The 17,380-nt window shown below is 73.0% G+C and carries 12 protein-coding genes; 2 read left to right on the forward strand and 10 right to left on the reverse strand.

Annotated features, from left to right (window positions below; all coding sequences use genetic code 11):
* Positions 1-103: 103 nt before the first annotated feature.
* From ilvN to ACFC8N_RS22930, 4 genes are all read right to left on the reverse strand, one after another.
* Complete coding sequence (gene ilvN, locus ACFC8N_RS22915) at positions 104-628, reverse strand: acetolactate synthase small subunit (RefSeq protein WP_071379685.1); 525 nt, start codon at positions 626-628, stop codon at positions 104-106.
* A gap of 22 nt (positions 629-650) precedes the next feature.
* Positions 651-2,498 (reverse strand): acetolactate synthase large subunit, encoded by a 1,848-nt coding sequence (locus tag ACFC8N_RS22920; RefSeq protein WP_356037183.1) that lies wholly within the window; start codon positions 2,496-2,498, stop codon positions 651-653.
* 377 nt (positions 2,499-2,875) lie between these two features.
* Positions 2,876-5,929, reverse strand: a complete 3,054-nt coding sequence (locus ACFC8N_RS22925) for a putative bifunctional diguanylate cyclase/phosphodiesterase (RefSeq protein ID WP_376289345.1) — start codon at positions 5,927-5,929, stop codon at positions 2,876-2,878.
* A 413-nt stretch (positions 5,930-6,342) separates the two neighbouring features.
* Complete coding sequence (locus ACFC8N_RS22930) at positions 6,343-7,332, reverse strand: 2-hydroxyacid dehydrogenase (protein ID WP_376289347.1); 990 nt, start codon at positions 7,330-7,332, stop codon at positions 6,343-6,345.
* 75 nt (positions 7,333-7,407) lie between these two features.
* Between ACFC8N_RS22930 and ACFC8N_RS22935 the strand changes: the two genes are divergently transcribed.
* Positions 7,408-8,406 carry an aldo/keto reductase gene (locus ACFC8N_RS22935; protein ID WP_356037175.1) on the forward strand — a complete coding sequence of 333 codons (999 nt, stop codon included), beginning with the start codon at positions 7,408-7,410 and terminating at the stop codon, positions 8,404-8,406.
* A 259-nt stretch (positions 8,407-8,665) separates the two neighbouring features.
* Positions 8,666-9,823 (forward strand): PQQ-dependent sugar dehydrogenase, encoded by a 1,158-nt coding sequence (locus tag ACFC8N_RS22940; protein WP_376289349.1) that lies wholly within the window; start codon positions 8,666-8,668, stop codon positions 9,821-9,823.
* Between the two features lie 23 nt (positions 9,824-9,846).
* On the opposite strand, the gene ACFC8N_RS22945 is transcribed toward ACFC8N_RS22940, so the two are convergent.
* From ACFC8N_RS22945 to ACFC8N_RS22970, 6 genes are all read right to left on the reverse strand, one after another.
* Entirely contained in the window at positions 9,847-10,074 is a 228-nt protein-coding gene (locus ACFC8N_RS22945; protein WP_376289351.1) for a DUF6191 domain-containing protein, read from the reverse strand.
* Between the two features lie 79 nt (positions 10,075-10,153).
* A complete protein-coding gene (locus tag ACFC8N_RS22950; RefSeq protein WP_376289353.1) occupies positions 10,154-13,231 on the reverse strand; it encodes an AAA family ATPase in 3,078 nt (1,025 codons plus the stop codon).
* A gap of 149 nt (positions 13,232-13,380) precedes the next feature.
* Positions 13,381-13,572 carry a hypothetical protein gene (locus tag ACFC8N_RS22955; RefSeq protein ID WP_356037167.1) on the reverse strand — a complete coding sequence of 64 codons (192 nt, stop codon included), beginning with the start codon at positions 13,570-13,572 and terminating at the stop codon, positions 13,381-13,383.
* A gap of 247 nt (positions 13,573-13,819) precedes the next feature.
* Positions 13,820-14,419: a hypothetical protein gene (locus ACFC8N_RS22960; RefSeq protein WP_376289355.1), complete on the reverse strand. Its 600-nt coding sequence runs from the start codon at positions 14,417-14,419 to the stop codon at positions 13,820-13,822.
* A 35-nt stretch (positions 14,420-14,454) separates the two neighbouring features.
* On the reverse strand, positions 14,455-15,030 hold the full coding sequence (locus ACFC8N_RS22965) for a GNAT family protein (RefSeq protein ID WP_362822398.1): 576 nt from the start codon (positions 15,028-15,030) through the stop codon (positions 14,455-14,457).
* Positions 15,005-17,239, reverse strand: coding sequence for an MMPL family transporter (locus ACFC8N_RS22970; RefSeq protein WP_376289356.1), 2,235 nt, complete (start codon positions 17,237-17,239; stop codon positions 15,005-15,007). The genes ACFC8N_RS22965 and ACFC8N_RS22970 overlap by 26 nt, the downstream gene beginning before the upstream one ends.
* Positions 17,240-17,380: the final 141 nt, after the last annotated feature.

The following is a 17,380-nucleotide window of genomic DNA, read 5'->3' on the forward strand; positions in this document are numbered from 1 at the left end:
AGTTCCGGGGTCTCGGCATGCGGGCGGCCGACGTGTCGCGCTCGCCCCTTTTCAGCCGTGTCCCAGCTCTGCGTTCGAGCGGTGTTCCAGCTCGCTTCCAGCGTTACGCGGATCGGTCCAGAGCGCGCAGCGAGCGGTCCGTGATCGAGCGGGCGCCGCGGCCGATCGCGATCGTGCCGGACTGCACCAGTTCCTTGATGCCGAACGGCTCCAGCATCTTGAGCATCGCGGACAGCTTCTCGCCGGATCCGGTGGCCTCGATGGTGACGGCCTCCGGGGAGACGTCGACGGTCTTGGCGCGGAACAGCTGGACGATCTCCACGATCTGGGAGCGGGTCTCGTTGTCGGCGCGGACCTTCACCAGGACGAGTTCGCGCTGCACGGCCTGGCCGGGCTCCAGCTCGACGATCTTCAGCACGTTGACGAGCTTGTTGAGCTGCTTGGTCACCTGCTCCAGCGGCAGTTCCTCGACGCCCACCACGATGGTGATGCGGGAGATGTCGGGGTGCTCGGTGACGCCGACCGCGAGCGAGTCGATGTTGAAGCCGCGGCGGGAGAACAGGGCGGCGATGCGGGCCAGGATGCCCGGCGTGTTCTCCACCAGGACGGAGAGCGTGTGCTTGGACATGGTCTTTTTACGTCTCTCTCGCTCAGTCGTCTTCGTTGTCGCCGAAGTCGGGGCGGACGTCCCGGGCGGCCATGATCTCGTCGTTGGAGGTGCCGGCGGCGACCATCGGCCAGACCATCGCGTCCTCGTGGACGATGAAGTCGACGACCACCGGGCGGTCGTTGATCGAGTTCGCCTCCTCGATGACCTTGTCCAGGTCCTCGGGGCGCTCGCAGCGCAGGCCCACGCAGCCCATCGCCTCGGACAGCTTCACGAAGTCCGGGACGCGGGTGCCCCGGGCGTCCGGGTTGACGTCGTCCGGACCGCTGTGCAGGACGGTGTTGGAGTAGCGCTGGTTGTAGAACAGGGTCTGCCACTGGCGGACCATGCCGAGGGCGCCGTTGTTGATGATGGCGACCTTGATCGGGATGTTGTTCAGCGCGCAGGTGGTCAGTTCCTGGTTGGTCATCTGGAAGCAGCCGTCGCCGTCGATCGCCCAGACCGTCCGGTCCGGCTGCCCGGCCTTGGCGCCCATGGCGGCCGGGACCGCGTAGCCCATGGTTCCGGCGCCGCCGGAGTTGAGCCAGGTGGCGGGCTTGTCGTACTGGATGAAGTGGGCGGCCCACATCTGGTGCTGGCCGACGCCTGCCGCGAAGATCGTGCCCTCCGGGGCGAGCTGCCCGACGCGCTCGATGACGTGCTGCGGGGAGAGCGAGCCGTCCTCGGGCTCGTCGTAGCCGAGCGGGTAGGTGTCGCGCCACCGGTTCAGGTCGCTCCACCAGGCGGTGTAGTCGCCCTGGTGGCCCTCGCTGTGCTCCTTCTGCACGGCCTGGACCAGGTCGGCGATGACCTCGCGGGCGTCACCGACGATCGGCACGTCGGCGGCGCGGTTCTTGCCGATCTCGGCCGGGTCGATGTCGGCGTGGACGATCTTGGCGTACGGGGCGAAGCTGTCCAGCTTGCCGGTGACGCGGTCGTCGAAGCGGGCGCCGAGGGCGACGATCAGGTCGGCCTTCTGCAGCGCGGTGACGGCGGTGACCGCACCGTGCATGCCCGGCATTCCCACGTGCAGCGGGTGGCTGTCGGGGAACGCGCCGAGCGCCATCAGGGTGGTGGTGACGGGCGCCCCGGTGAGTTCGGCGAGGACCTTCAGCTCGGCCGTGGCCTGTGCCTTGATGACGCCGCCGCCGACGTAGAGGACGGGCCGCTTGGCGGCGGTGATCAGCTTGGCGGCCTCGCGGATCTGCTTGGCGTGCGGCTTGGTCACCGGGCGGTAGCCGGGCAGGTCCATGGTGGGCGGCCAGGAGAAGACGGTCTTCTTCTGGAGGATGTCCTTGGGGATGTCGACCAGGACCGGGCCGGGGCGGCCGGTCGAGGCGATGTGGAACGCCTGCGCGATCACCCGCGGGATGTCCTCGCCCTTGGTGACCAGGAAGCTGTGCTTGGTGATCGGCATGGTGATACCGACGATGTCCGCCTCCTGGAAGGCGTCCGTACCGATCGCCGAGGACACCACCTGCCCGGTGATCGCGACCAGCGGCACGGAGTCCATGTTGGCGTCGGCGATCGGGGTGACCAGGTTGGTGGCGCCGGGTCCCGAGGTCGCCATGCAGACGCCCACCTTGCCCGTGGCCTGCGCGTAGCCGGTGGCGGCGTGGCCGGCGCCCTGCTCGTGCCGGACCAGGACGTGACGCACCCGGGTGGAGTCCATCAGCGGGTCGTACGCCGGGAGGATCGTGCCGCCGGGAATGCCGAATACCGTGTCCGCGCCGACCTCCTCAAGGGAGCGGATGAGGGACTGCGCACCCGTGACGTGCTCGACGGGGGCGGACTGCTGTCCTCCGGATCGGGGCCGCGGCTGCGGATGGGCCCCGGTGGCCTGCTCGGTCATCGGCATTCTCTTCTCGATGCTGAGGGTTTTTGCGAGGTTTGTGCGGAGTTCAAGTGGTGCACGATCGGTGCTCGTGCAACAAAAAACCCCTCGTGCCGTAAGGCAAGCGAGGGGAGCGCGCCGGTGCGGTCGCCGGGGATTCCGGATCGTCCTCCGGTGGGTCCCAGCTCAGCCGACGCGCTTGCCAAGTACGAGAATTCGGGTGCGCATGACACTGACCCTCCCTCTGACGCGCACCACGTGTCAAGTGGGTGGGACGGGAGTCTCAGAATGTGAGCGAAGGGCACTGCCGCCTCCGAAGACAGCGGGAACACCCCCTGTGTACACCCCCGCACCCCACTCCACCACGTGCTTCGCCTACTCGCCCACGGCCCGGGTCACCTCCGCGGCGCACCGCTCGGCGCCGGAGCCACGACCGTGCTCAGCCCTTCGGACCGCATCCCTTCGGACCGCAGCGTGTCGGACCGCAGCCCGGCCCCGCTCTCGATGCCGACGCGTCCCTGCGGCTCGCGCACGCTGCCCGCGAACGCCGGCTCGGCCGGTGCGTGCGGCACCGGATAGTGGCCGGATCCGAGCGCCCGGCGCAGCCGGTACTCGTCCACGGGCCCCGCGAACGCCATGCCCTGCCCGTGCGTGCAGCCCATCGCGCGCAACGCGACGACCTGCTCCGGCAGGTCCACGCCCTCGGCCACGGACTGGAGCCCGAGATCCCCGGCGATCCGCAGCAGACCGCTGGTGATCTTGTGCAGCCGCGCGGACTCCACGACGCCCTCGACCAGGCCGCGGTCGAGCTTCAGGATGTCGACCGGAAGCCTGCGCAGGGCCGTGATGGCCGCGTAGCCGCTGCCGAAGCCGTCCAGCGCGATCCGCACCCCGAGCCGGCTGAGCGCGGTCAGGCGCCGCTCCAGGTCCTCCAGACAGACCCGCGGATCGGTGTCGGACAGCTCGACGACCAGCGCGCCGGGCGGCAGCCCGTGCCGGGTGAGCAGCGCCTCCACCGAGCCGAGCGGCATGGCGCGGTCCAGCAGCCGCCGGGCGCTCATCCGGACGGTGACCGGCATGACGAGCCCGGTCGCGGCCCGCTCGGCGGCCTGCTCGACGGCCTCCTGGAGGATCCAGCGGTCCAGCTCGGCCGTCTTGTCACCGTCCTCGGTCACGCGCAGGAACTCGGCCGGGGTGAACAGCACCCCCTGGGACGAGCGCCAGCGCGCCTGCGCGGAGACCGCCGTGATCCGGCCGTTCTCCAGGCACACCACCGGCTGGTGCAGCAGCGCGAACTCGCCGTCGTGCAGTGCGGCGCGCAGCCGGGTGGCCAGCTCCGCCTTGCGTACGACGTCCTGCTGCATCTGCGGCTTGTACAGCTCGACCCGGCCCTTGCCGGCCGCTTTCGCGCGGTACATCGCGAGGTCGGCGTTGCGCAGCAGCTCGCCCGCGCCGAGGCCCGGTTCGGCGAAGGCGACGCCGATGGACGCGTTGACCCGGACGTCGTTGCCGTCGATGGCGTAGGGCTGGGAGAGGGTCACCCTGAGGCGGTCGGCGAGCTCCAGGATGTTGCGCTCCCGGGCGGCGCGGTCGCGGGTGCCGTCCCCGACGATCAGGGCCGCGAACTCGTCGCCGCCCAGCCGGGAGGCGGTGTCCCCCTGCCGGACCGCGTCCTGGAGTCTGCGGGCGGCCTGGACGAGCAGTTCGTCCCCGGCCTGGTGCCCGATCGTGTCGTTGACGGCCTTGAAGCCGTCCAGGTCGATGAAGAGCACCGCCGTGTTGCGCAGCGCCGCGCCCCGGTCGGTGGCCCGGCGGCCGGACAGTGCCTGCTGGACGCGCCGGGTGAACAGCGCGCGGTTGGGCAGGTCGGTCAGCGGGTCGTGCTCGGCGTTGTGCTGCAACTGCGCCTGGAGGCGGACGCGTTCGGTCACGTCCCGGCTGTTGAAGATCAGTCCGCCGTGGTGCCGGTTGACGGTCGACTCGACGTTGAGCCAGCCGTCCTCACCGGAGCGGAAACGGCACTCGATGCGGGTGGTGGGCTCCTCCAGCGGGCTGGCGACGAGGAAGCGGCGCACCTCGTGCACCACGCAGCCCAGGTCCTCCGGGTGGATGAGACTGGACAGCTCCGTGCCGACCAGGTCCTCGGCGGGCCGGCCGTAGACCCCGGCGGCGGCCGGGGAGACGTACCGCAGGACGCCGTTGGGCGCGGCGATCATGATGACGTCGCTGGAGCCCTGGACCAGGGAGCGGAAGTGGTTCTCCTTCTGCGCCAGTTCCTGGGTGAGGGTGATGTTGTCCAGCAGCATGATGCCCTGCCGGATCACGAGCGCGAGCACGACCATGCCCGCCGTGATCAGCACGACATGGTCGGGCCGGCGGCCGTTGAGGACGTTGTACAGGATGCCCAGGGTGCACACGGCGGCCGCGAGGTACGGGGTCAGCGCGGCGAGGGAACCGGTCAGCGGACGGCCGGACGGATAGCGGCTGTGGTCGCTGCCCGGTGCGGGCACGGGCACGTGCGGATGGCCCGCGCCGCGTTGTCCTGGCACGTGCTCGTGGATCACGCGCGTGTGCCCGTCCGGCCGGTGCGCCTCCTGCGCGCCCCGGTGCCGGGCGACCCAGGGGGCGTAGGCGAGCAGCAGCGAACCGGCGAACCAGCCGGCGTCCAGCAGCTGGCCGGAGCGGTAACTGCTGTGCAGCAGCGGGGAGGTGAACAGCGCATCGCACATCACGGTCAGCGCGAGCGCGCCGATCGCGGTGTTCACCGCCGTGCGGTTGCCCGGGGAGCGGCGGAAGTGCAGTGCGAGCACCATGCTGACCAGCGCGATGTCGAGCAGCGGGTACGCCAGCGACAGCGCGGTGTGGGGCACGCTCGGTCCGTCGAAGCGGGCCGCCTGGGCGAGCGCGAGGCTCCACGACAGGGTCAGCAGCGAGCCGCCGATCAGCCAGGCGTCCAGCCCGAGGCAGATCCAGCCGGCCTTGGACACCGGCCGCTTGGCCAGCACCAGCAGACCGACGATGGCGGGCGGCGCGAAGCACAGGAAGAACAGGTCCGCGTAGCTGGGCGTGGGCACGGGCCGGCCGAGGACGACCTCGTACCACCCCCAGACCGCGTTGCCCAGGGACGCCATCATCGACGACAGGGCGAACAGCAGCCAGGCCGACCGGAAGCGGACGCGCGGGCTGCGGGAGTACAGGAAGCAGGAGACGGCGGCGACGCCCGCCGCCGCGCTGAGCCCGAAGTCGCCCATGATCAACGCCACTTCGTGCGCACCCCAGTCGAACGCGGCCCCGACGGCGTAGGCCGCGCAGACCAGGGCGAGAACGAGTTGCTCCGTCACGCGCGAGCCCTCGCCGGCGGCCGGCCGGCGCGGCGGCGGAACCTCCTGCGGGTGCGGTGCGCGCACCGCGTCCTCGAACGTGGTCGTCACCGCGAGCGGCGCAGTCACCGGGGCCTCCCGGTCCGCGCCGCTCCCCGGTCCCGCTGCGCCGGGTGCGCCTGCCGCCTGCGGGCGCTGTGCCTGCGTTGCTGACTGCTGTGGTGGCCGGTGTGGTGACCGCGCCTGCGCGCGGTCGTGCGCCAGGGTCGCCGTCGGCGGCTCCGCCGCGTCGGATCGTTCGTCCATAGGCCGTGCATCGCCCGTCGCCCCCCTCACAAAATCTGAAATGTCCATCCCCGGCGCCGATACGTCAGCGGCGCTGCCCCTCGTCGGGACGATACACCAGGATCGTCACTCAGGGACATAGCTTCTCTACGCTCCGTGACGACCAGCGGAGATGTGGCCACGGCCCGCGTCCGAGGGGTTGCGGAGGGTGCCGGACGGGGGGTACGGCGCTCACGCGAAGCCGGGTACGGGAAGGTTCAACGCCCGCCGTCGTCCGCCGTTTCGGCCTCCGTTTCCGCGTCCGTCGTCAGGATCACGTTGCGCAGCGGCTCCCGGTTCACGAAGCGCGTCAGCTGGTCGACGAGCAGGCGCTCGGCGCGGGGCCGGAAGGCCGAGGAGGGGCCGCCGACATGGGGGCTGATCAGCACTCCGGGCGCCTGCCAGAGGGGGTGGCCGGGCGGCAGCGGCTCGGGGTCGGTGACGTCCAGGGCGGCGGTGATCCGGCCGCTCTTCAGCTCGGCGAGCAGTGCCTCGGTGTCCACGACCGAGCCGCGGGCGACGTTGACGAGCAGCGCACCGTCCTTCATCCGCGCGAGGAACTCGGCGTCGACGAGCCTGTGTGTGGCCGGAGTGAGGGGAGTGGACACGATGACGACGTCCGCGTCCGGAAGCAGTGAGAGCACATCGGCGATCGGATGCACAAGACCGCGCGCTGTGGTGCGCCCCGAGCGCGCGATGCGCGCCACCCGCGCAACCTCGAAGGGTGTGAGCCGGTCCTCGATGGCCTCGCCGATGGCTCCGTACCCGACGATGAGCACGTTCTTGTCGGCGAGCGCGGGCCGGAACCCGCCCTCCCAGCGCTCCTGTTGCTGGGCGCGCACGAAGCCGGGTACGCCGCGCAGGGAGGCGAGGGTCAGGGTGAGGGCGAGTTCGGCGGTGCTCGTCTCGTGCACACCGCGCGCGTTGCACAGCGTGACGCCCGGCACGATGGAGCCGAGCCGCCCGGTGATGTCGTCCACGCCGGCCGTGAGCGTCTGGATGAGCCGCACCCGGGTCAGCTGCGCCAGCGGCCGCACGCGGACCGGCAGCGGCTTCATGTACGGCACCACGTACACGGCACAGTCCGCGGGATCCCCGGGAAACTCCTGCTCACCGTCCGCACCACCGTCCCAGAACAGGTACCGGGGCCCGGCGGGCAGCCCCTCGATCTGCTCGGGCGGGATGGGAAGCCACACATCCGTAGTCATGGAACGGAGGCTATGTCAGGGGTGCGGGAGTGCAGAGGTTAGGTTGGGGGCGAGGAGAGGGAGGGTCACGGGCAGGTGGAGCGCAGGACGATCGGCGCGGGGGCACTCGCGGTGGGGGCCGTCGGACTCGGATGCATGCCGATGAGCTGGGCGTACAGCGCCTCGCGGCGGCGGGGCGAGGAGTCGCTGAGAGCAGTGCACCGGGCGCTGGACCTGGGGACGACCCTCCTCGACACGGCGGACATGTACGGCCCGTTCACCAACGAACTGCTGCTGGGCCGGGTGCTGAGGGAGCGGCGCGGCGACGCCTTCGTGTCGACGAAGGTGGGGCTGCTGGTGGGCGAGCAGCACATCGTGGCCAACGGCCGCCCCGGCTACGTCAGACGGGCCTGCGACGCCTCCCTGCGCCGCCTGCAGACCGACGTCATCGACCTCTACCAGCTGCACCGCGCCGATCCCGAGATCCCGGTCGAGGAGACGTGGGGCGCCATGGCGGAGCTGGTGCGGGCCGGCAAGGTGCGGGCGCTGGGCCTGTGCGCGGTGGGAGCGCGCGGCGGACGGCGCGCGGGCACCGGGCTGCACGACGGCACCCTGCGCCAACTGCGGCGGGTGCAGCAGGTGTTCCCGGTGGCCGCGGTGCAGGCGGAGCTGTCGGTGTGGTCACCGGAGGCGCTGGCCGGGCTGCTGCCGTGGTGCGAGGCGCGGGGCGTGGGGTTCCTCGCGGCGATGCCGCTGGGCAACGGCTTCCTGACCGGCACACTGACCCCGGGCGAGGGGTTCGAACCGGACGACCTGCGCGCCCGCCATCCCCGCTTCACGGCCGAGATGATGGCGGCGAACCAGCCGATCGTCGCGGGCCTGCGCCGGATCGCCCGCCGCCACGGCGAGGACGTCACCCCGGCCCAGGTGGCCCTCGCCTGGGTCCTCGCCCAGGGCCGCCATGTGATCGCCGTACCGGGCACGAAGCGGGACCACTGGGCCGCACAGAACGCCTCGGCAGCCGGGCTGACCCTGACCGCCCAGGACCTGACCGAGATCTCCCACCTGCCGGCGGCGCAGGGCTCCTGGGACTGAGGAACCACCCGACCGGCGGGGGTCGGGGGCCTGCGGACCCGCGTGGGCCGGGGCATGAGCGGCGGTGCCCGCGGGGCGGGCAGCCATCTCTGAGCCCCCCGAGCGGTCCGCGAGCCAGGCGCACGCGCCGCGGTGAACCCCCGGCCCGGGCACCCCGCCCCCGAGCAGCCCGCAGGGCAGGCGTGTGGGAGCCGGGCAGGCGGCGGATGTGAGAGGTTGGCGGGTGTCGAACCCGTCGCCGTCCGGAGGGATCCCGATCGTGCAACAGCGCGCTGTGACGGCCGTGTTGACCGCCGCCCTGCTGCTGACCGCGGGGTGCTCCGGCGGTGGTGCGCCGTACCCCGGCGACGGCGCCGCGCAGCCCGGCCGCACGGCGCCGGGCGCCTCCGCCTCCGCGTCGGCCACCGATCCGGTGCCGCCGGCCAGGGGCTCGGTGCAGGTGCTGCGCACCGTGGCCGAGGGGCTGAGGTCGCCGTGGGGGCTTGCCGCGCTGCCCGACGGCGGGCTGCTGGTGTCCTCCCGCGACGACGGGACGATCATCCGGATCGACCCTAAGACCGGGAAGAAGACCGAGCTGGGCGCCGTCTCCGGGGCCACCGCGGGCGGCGAGGGCGGCCTGCTGGGCATCGCCCTCTCCCCCGGCTTCGCCTCGGACCACATGATCTACGCCTACTTCACCACCGCCTCGGACAACCGCATCGCCCGTGTCCTGTACGACGAGCGGAAACCGGCCGGCGAGCAACTGGGCGCACCCGACACGGTGTTCAGGGGCATCCCCAGGGGTGCCGTACACAACGGCGGCCGGATCGCCTTCGGCCCGGACGGCATGCTCTACGCGGGCACCGGCGAGAGCGGCGAGCGGGGTCTGGCGCAGGACCGGAAGTCCCTGGGCGGCAAGATCCTCCGGCTCACCCCGGACGGAGACCCGGCCCCGGGCAACCCCTTCCCGGACTCCCCGGTGTACTCCTACGGCCACCGCAACGTACAGGGGCTGGCCTGGGACGACCGGCAGCGGCTGTTCGCCTCGGAGTTCGGCCAGGACACCTGGGACGAGCTGAACGCGATCAAGCCCGGCGGAAACTACGGCTGGCCCACCGCCGAGGGCAGGTCCGCCGACCCCGCCTTCCAGAACCCGCTCGCCCAGTGGCACACCGCCGACGCCTCCCCCAGCGGCATCGCCTACGTCGACGGCGTGATCTGGATGGCGGGCCTGAAGGGTCGGCGCCTGTGGCGGATCCCGCTGAAGGGCACGGCGGCGGCCGCCGCCCCGCAGGCCTTCCTCACCGGCGCGTACGGGCGCCTGCGCACGGTCGTCGCGGCGGGCGGCGGCAAGGTCTGGCTGGTGACGAGCAACACGGACGGCCGGGGCACGCCGAAGAAGGGCGACGACCGGGTACTGGAGGCACAGGTGCGGTGAGGGGGGCACCCGGCCGCCGGTCGCTAGCTCTCGGCCCCGGTCTCCGCCTCGGCAGGCGGCACGTCTCCGGGCGGCGGCTCGTCGGGCGGCGGCTCGGGCAGGCGTACGACCACCTTGCCCGACGCCAGGTCTATCGGCCCCCGCCCCGGATCGCCGTCGCCGACGTCCTCGCGGGTCAGCTCCAGGCGGTTCTGCTCGTCCCGGGTGTGCTTGCGGCCGGGCGCGAACAGTTCCTCGAAGGCGTTGAACACGGCTTCTCCCCCGCTCTCCTCTTGGTGCTCTCTCCTTTTGGCGCTTTCTCCCCCTCGCCGGTTCTCTCCAGCGTACGAGTCAGCCCGCCGATGGCGCAGGAGCGGTCCCGGCCGGGAACAGTTCCAGCCGATGGGCCAGCGCCGCCGCCTCTCCCCGGCCCGAGACGCCGAGTTTGCCCAGGATGTTGGAGACGTGGACGCTCGCCGTCTTCGGGGAGATGAACAGCTCCTCGGCTATCTGGCGGTTGGTGCGGCCGGCCGACACCAGGCGCAGGACGTCCCGCTCGCGCGTGGTGAGGCCGAGGGCGGCGGCCGGGTCGGCGGGGGCCGGGGCCCGGCGGGCGGCGCGGGTCAGGGTGAGGCGGGCGCGCTGGGCGAGACGGGCGACGGCGTCGGCCAGGGGGCGGGCACCCAGGTGGTCGGCGACCGCGCCGGACAGCCGGAGCAGTTCCACCGCGCGGTCGCGTTCGTCGTCCCCGCCGCCGGCTTCGGCGAGGAGGGCTCCGGCGAGCCGGTGGCGGACCCGGGCGAGGTCGTAGGGGCGGTCCAGGATCTCGAAGGCGGTGACGACCGGCGACCAGGCGTCGGCAGTGTCCGTGCCCTGCGCGCGCAGCAGTTCGGCACGGGTCCACTGCTCGTAGGCCTGCCAGAGCGGGGCGCCCGTGGTGAGTCCGCGGACGGTCTCGCGGAGCCGGCCGAGGGTCTCCTCGCGGCCGGGCCCGGCGGCGGGCACGGTGCGGGTGTCGGCCTCGGCGGTGGCGGCGGCCAGCAGCAGGGGCCAGCCGTAGCGCTGGGTGCCGGGCGGGAATCCGGCGTCCAGGGCCCGGAGCAGCTCGGTGCGGGCGTCGGCGACCCGGCCCTGCGCGGCGGCGAGGCCGAAGGTGATACGGGCCAGTGGCAGGGAGTGCTGGGGCATGGGGTCGTGGGTGCCGTAGTGGGCGCGGGCGGCGGTGAGGTGCCGGGCGGACTCGGCGAGGTCGCCGCGGGCCAGCGCGAGATGGGCCAGGCGCAGGGCGCCCGAGCCGCGCGGCTGGGCGCTGTGGCCGCCCCGGGCCGCGTGCGCGGCGGCCTCGGCCGCCTGCGGCCACTGGCCGAGCGCGTAGAGCGACTCGGACAGGTTGGACCACATCCAGGGCTCGGAGTCCAGCAGCCCGTGGGCGCGCGCGTAGGCGAGGCCTTCGCGCAGCAGATCGGCGGCCTCGCGGTCGCGGCCGACGGACTGGAGCTCGGACGGCAGGTTCACATAGGCGCGGCCCGCGACCTGGCGCACGCCCTCGGCGACGGTGTCCGCCAGCACCTGCCGCATCTCCGCGAGGCCGGTCTCGAAGTCGCCGGCGTCCACCTGGAGGCCGGCCAGGGTGAGGCGGGCGTGCAGTTCGGTGTCGCGGGCGCCCACCATGCGCGCGTACTCCACGGCCCGCTCGGCGGCGGCGAAGGCCTCCGCTCCGGGCCGGTGCAGCATGGACCAGTTGGCGGCGAGGGCCAGCACCTCGGCGTGCACCTCGGAGGGCGGCAGACCGCGCACCAGGTCCTGGGCGGTGGCCAGCTCCCGCCAGCCGTCGCCGCGGGCCAGGGACTGGACCAGGCGGGAGCGCTGGATCCAGAACCAGGCGGCGCGCAGGGGGTCCGGCTCCTCGTCCAGGAGGCGCAGCGCCCGCTTGGTGATCTTCAGGGCGCGTTCGCGCTCGCCGCCGAAGCGGCCCGCGACGGCGGCCTCGGCCATCAGGTCGACGTAGCGCAGCGGGGCGGTGGCCGGGTCGCAGCCGCCGGGGGTCCCGCCATGCCCTTCGGACAGTGGGGGAGGGCAGACCTCGGCGCAGTCGATCGGGCGCAGGGCCCGGCACACGTCCTCGGGGGCGCTCTCCCACAGCTCCATCGCCCGCTCCAGCAGCCCCAGTTGCTCGGTGTAGGCGTGCCGCCGGCGGGCCACCACGGAGGCGGCCAGGACGGCGGGCAGGGCCTTGGCGGCGTCGTGCGCGTGGTACCAGTAGCTGGCCAGGCGCATCACGCGCGCGTCGGCCGGGACGAGCGTCGGGTCGGCCTCCACGGCTTCGGCGTAGCGGCGGTTGAGCCGGGAGCGCTCGCCGGGCAGCAGGTCGTCGGCGACGGCCTCGCGGACCAGGGAGTGCCGGAAGCGGTAGCCGTCACCGGCCGCGGTGACCGTGAGGATGTTGATGCCGACGGCGGCCCGCAGCGCCTCGATGAGATCGTCCTCGGTGAGCCCGGCGACGGCGGCGATCAGCCGGTACTCCACGGTGGAGCCGCCCTCGGCGACGATCCGGGCGACCCGCTGGGCGCGCTCGGACAGCGCCTCGACCCGGACCAGGAGCAGATCGCGCAGGGAGTCGGTGAGGCCGGTGCAGCAGCCCTCCCAGGCGGCGACGGCGAGTTCCTCGACGAAGAAGGCGTTGCCGTCGGAGCGTTCGAAGATGTCGTCGACCTGGTCGGGGTCGGGTTCGGCGGCGATGATGCCGGCGATCTGGCGGCCGACCTCCTCGCGTGTGAAGCGGGCGAGCTCGACCCGGCGGACCGTGCGCAGCCGGTCCAGCTCGGCGAGCAGGGGGCGCAGCGGGTGGCGGCGGTGGATGTCGTCGGAGCGGTAGCTGGCGAGGACGAGGAGCCGGCCGGCGCGCAGGGTGCGCAGGAGGTAGGCGAGCAGATGGCGGGTGGAGGCGTCGGCCCAGTGCAGGTCCTCCAGGACGAACACGACCGGCTGGTCGGCGGCGACCCGCTCCAGCAGGCGGGCGGTCAGCTCGAACAGGCGGGCCATGCCCTGCTCGTCGTGCCGGCCGGCGCCGGCCTCGCCCAGGTCGGGCAGGAGCCGGGCCAGCTCCTCCTCCTGTCCGCAGGCGGCGGCGCCGAACTGCTCGGGCAGCGCGTCGCGCAGGGCGCGCAGCGCGGTCGAGAACGGGGCGAACGGCAGCCCGTCCGCGCCGATCTCGACGCAGCCGCCGACGGCGACGACCGCGTGCCGCCCGGCGGCCGCGGCGAACTCCTCGACGAGGCGGGTCTTGCCGACCCCGGCCTCGCCGCCGAGCAGCAGTGCCTGCGGCTCGCCGGCGCGGGCGCGGGCGAGCGCGTCGTTCAGCGTGTCCAGCTCGTCGGCGCGGCCGACGAACACGGGACTGACGGACCTGGTCTCCACGGGCCCGAGCATCGCACGAGGCCCGGGTGGCGGGGCACCGGTTTTCCACAGGTCCGGTGTGATGGTCGTACCGCCGGCCGGGTGAGTTGTGGGGCGGGACGGACGACGGCCGACCCCCGTACGGCCCTCCTCCGTCCCGCCCCGGCCCGTCGGCCCGGGGTTCACGCGGTGCGTGGGAGGCGGTGCCGGCGGGCCCGCCCGGTATGGGACTCGGCACCCGTGCCGTCGTGGCCTGCGCGGTCCGCGGGGCGGGCGGCGCGGCGGGCCCGCGCGACCGACCGGGCCAGGCGCTCCTCCTCGGCCGTGCGGATCAGCTGGGCGGTGCGCATCTTGTGGTACTCGAACTCGATCATGACGTGTCCCTCGGTGCGGGCTCGGCGAGCGTCGAAGGCTCGATGAGCGTCGGTGTCGTGCCTCGCGTTCTGCGATGGCTCCACCTTCGTCCGCGAGGGGGGTGCGCCACATCGGGAGAGTTCCGCATCTTCGTGCCCGCCCGCGGCCCGCACGCACGCGTAAGGGGCCCCCACGCACGCGTAAGGGGCCTCAGGGTGCCCGTAAGGTACTCACGGATTCCCTAAGGCCCCTGGGACCTGCGGTTTCTCAGCCCGCCGAGGGCAGGGCCAGCAGTGCGTCGGAATACTTCAGGACGGCCAGGAGCAGGCCGATGACACCGAGCGAGACCCCCGCCCAGGCGACCGACCTGATCCAGGGCGTCTGCGGCCGGCCCGGGGTACCGAACGCGGGGCGGACGAGCACGACCACGCCGGTGAGCAGCGCGGCCAGCGCGAACACTCCGGCCCACATCGCGGTGCTGTGCCAGGCGTCGCCGTAGACCGCCTTGATCTGCTTGGCGACGGTCGCCGTGGAGGAGGTCCGCAGCTGGCCGACGAGCTGCTGGCGGGCCCCGGCCACGGTGCCGATCCAGCCGCCGCTGAGCGAGACCAGGCCCAGTGCGGCGGAGACGACGGCACCGGCGCCCTGCCCGACACCCGTGGACACCTCGGCCTCCGTCTCGGCGTCCTCCTCCGGCTCGACGTCGTCCTCCGGTTCCCGGTCCTCCTTCGCCGCCCGGTCCGCCTCGGGCTCCGGGTGCTCGTCGCCGGATCCCGTGCGCGGGGTCTCCTCGACGGCGGTCACGTCCTCCGCCGCGGTCTCGGCGTCACTGTGCGCCGCGGCGCCTTCCTTCGTCTTCGTTGCCATGCCCGGCACCGTACGGACGCTGTCTGAGAGGTCTCTTAATGATCGTTCCGCCCGGTACGCGCGCGTGCCGCGCGCCACTCGGGGGCGAGCACCGACCAGATCTCGGTGCTGGTGCGCACGCCCCGGTGCGGGTAGTTCTCGCGGAGCACGCCCTCACGGGTCATCCCGAGCCGCCGCGCCACGCCGATGCTGGGCTCGTTGGCCGAGGAGACGTGCCACTCCACGCGGTGCATGCCGCGCTCCTCGAACGCCCAGTCCAGCAGCACCCCCAGCCCCCGGGTGACCAGTCCGCGCCCGGCCGCCGCCGGCTCCAGCCAGCAGCCGGCCTCGCACACGCCGCTCGGGGTGTCCCACACGCGGAACAGCAGCCCGCCGACCAGCGTGCCGTCCAGCCAGATGCCGTGCAGACTCCCGCCGTCGGCGGCCCGCTTGTCGGCGTACGCCTTCAGCCACGCACGCGCGCCGTCCAGGTCGGACACCACGTCCGGCAGCCCGACGTGCCGGCCGATGAACTCCCGCCCCCGGTCGATGTTGGCGAGGACCTCCTCGGCGTGCCACACCTCCAGCGGCCGCAGCTCGGCGCCGTCATCGCCCAGGGATATCGCGTACATCGGGTTCCTGTTCCTCGTCCAGCCGTGCCATCGAGACGTCCCCGAGCCTCTCATGTGCGCCGCGGCACTCCGGCGGCTCGATGCTGATGCGCGGCAGGCGGCGCTCCAGCCAGGCGGGCAGCCACCAGTTGGCGGCGCCGAGCAGGTGCATCAGGGCGGGCACGAGCAACGTGCGCAGCACGAAGGCGTCGAGGGCGACGGCGGAGGCCAGCGCGATGCCGAACATGGCGATGACCCGGTCGCCGCTGAGCACGAAGGCGAGGAAGACCGAGATCATGATGACCGCGGCGGAGTTGATGACCCGGCTGGTCTCGGCGAGGCCCACACGGACGGCGCGCCGGTTGTCGCCGGTCTCCAGCCACTCCTCGTACATCCGGCTGACCAGGAAGACCTGGTAGTCCATGGAGAGCCCGAAGAGGACCGAGACCATGATCACGGGCAGGAAGGGCTCGATGGGCCCGGCCCGGCCGAGGCCGAGCAGTTCGCTGCCCCAGCCCCACTGGAAGACGGCGACGACGATGCCGAACGCGGCGGCCACGGCGGCGACGTTCATCACGGCGGCCTTCGCCGGGATGCCGAGCGAGCGGAAGGCGACCAGCAGCAGGAGGCAGCCGAGTCCGACGACCGCGCCGACGAACAGCGGGAGTTTGCCGACGATCACATCCGCGAAGTCGTCGTAGCCGGCGGTCACTCCGCCGACCTGGACGTCGAGGGAGGTGCCGGTCTCCGCGCGGGGCAGGACGTCGTTCCGCAGCCGGTCCACGAGGTCGCTGGTGTCCTGCGACTGGGGCGCGGAGGCGGGGACGACCGTGAGGTAGGCGGTCTCGCCGCCGGCGCCGTAGACGACCGGGGTGGCGGAGGCGACGCCGGGGGTGGTGCGCAGGGTGTCGTCGAGGTTGTCCAGGGCGAGCTTGTCGGCGGCCCCGTCGACCCGGGTCACCAGGGTGAGCGGTCCGTTCACGCCCGGTCCGAAGCCCTCGGCGAGCAGGTCGTAGGCCTTGCGGGTGGTGGAGGTGCGCGGGTCGTTGCCCTGGTCGGAGGTGCCGAGGTGCAGCGAGAGGGTCGGCACGGCGAGGACGGCGACGACGGCGACGGCGAGCGCGCCGAGCAGTCTGGGGTGGCGTTCGACCAGCGCCGACCAGCGGGCGGCGAGTCCCGTGGGCAGCTCCGGGCCCGGTCCGTGCGCGGCGAGATGGCGCCGCTCGCGGCGGCTGAGGGCGCGCGGACCGATGTACGACAGCAGGGCGGGCAGCAGCGTGACCGAGGCGGCGACGGTGAGCACGACCGTCAACGAGGCGGCGACGGCGACCCCGTTGAGGAAGCCGAGGCGCAGGATCAGCATCCCCAGCAGGGCGATGCACACCGTCGCACCCGCGAACACGACGGCCCGTCCGGTGGTGGCCACGGCGTTCACGGCGGCCTCGGTGACGCTCAGCCCGCGTTTCAGACCGCGCCGGTGTCTGGTCACGATGAACAGCGCGTAGTCGATGCCGACGCCGAGCCCGATCAGCATGGCGAGCATGGGCGCGAAGTCGGCGACGGTCAGGGCGTGTCCGAGCAGCCCGATGCCGGAGTACGCGGTGCCGACGCCGACCAGCGCGGTGGCGATGGGCAGGGCAGAGGCGGCGAGCGAGCCGAAGGCGAGGAACAGCACGACGGCGGCGACGAGCACGCCGACCAGTTCGGCGGTGTGCTCGCGCGGGGACGCGGTGAGCCCGATCGCGTCGCCGCCCAGCTCGACCTGGAGCCCGTCGTGCGCGGCGGCCTTGGCGGTGCTCACCACGGCCTGCGCCTCGGACCTGCCGATCTCCTCGGAGGGCTGGGTGAAGGTGACGGTGGCGTAGGCCGTGCGGCCGTCGGCGCTGATCCGGTGGGCGCCCTGGGGGCCGTACGGGCCGGTCACGGAGGCCACGCCGGGCAGGGCGGCGATCCGGTCGAGGGTGCGGGTCATGGTCTGCTCGACGCCGGCGGCGCGGACGGTCTCGCCGTCGGTGTGCCAGACGACGGTGTCGCTGTCCCCGCCCAGCCCCGGAAAGCCCTGCTTGAGCAGGTGCTCCGCCCGGCCGGACTCGGTGCCCGGGACCGCATAGTCGTTCGAGTAGGACGTCCCGGCGACGGCGGCGGCCGCACTCACCCCGCCGAAGGCGAGCAGCCACAGCAGCACGGTGATCAACCGGTGCCGGACACACCAACGGGCGAGGTCTGCCACGGACGTGCTCCCAGAATCGCGATGTGTGGATCTTTGGCCGGGAACAATCGTCCATGAACTGAACAGCCCGCAAAGAACGGATGAGCAAGCGCAAGACACTCTTGCAGGCGAATGTGATCCTTTGCCGTGTTCGTGGGCTTC

This window comes from Streptomyces sp. NPDC055966, assembly GCF_042269865.1.
GTDB lineage: Bacteria > Actinomycetota > Actinomycetes > Streptomycetales > Streptomycetaceae > Streptomyces.

Excerpts from the sequence above, each read along its gene's own strand:
- ilvN (WP_071379685.1), bottom strand. The coding sequence starts at position 628 with ATGTCCAAGCACACGCTCTCCGTCCTGGTGGAGAACACGCCGGGCATC.
- ACFC8N_RS22930 (WP_376289347.1), bottom strand. The coding sequence starts at position 7,332 with ATGACTACGGATGTGTGGCTTCCCATCCCGCCCGAGCAGATCGAGGGG.
- ACFC8N_RS22965 (WP_362822398.1), bottom strand. The coding sequence starts at position 15,030 with ATGTACGCGATATCCCTGGGCGATGACGGCGCCGAGCTGCGGCCGCTG.
- ACFC8N_RS22950 (WP_376289353.1), bottom strand. The coding sequence starts at position 13,231 with ATGCTCGGGCCCGTGGAGACCAGGTCCGTCAGTCCCGTGTTCGTCGGC.
- ACFC8N_RS22920 (WP_356037183.1), bottom strand. The coding sequence starts at position 2,498 with ATGACCGAGCAGGCCACCGGGGCCCATCCGCAGCCGCGGCCCCGATCC.
- ACFC8N_RS22960 (WP_376289355.1), bottom strand. The coding sequence starts at position 14,419 with ATGGCAACGAAGACGAAGGAAGGCGCCGCGGCGCACAGTGACGCCGAG.
- ACFC8N_RS22955 (WP_356037167.1), bottom strand. The coding sequence starts at position 13,572 with ATGATCGAGTTCGAGTACCACAAGATGCGCACCGCCCAGCTGATCCGC.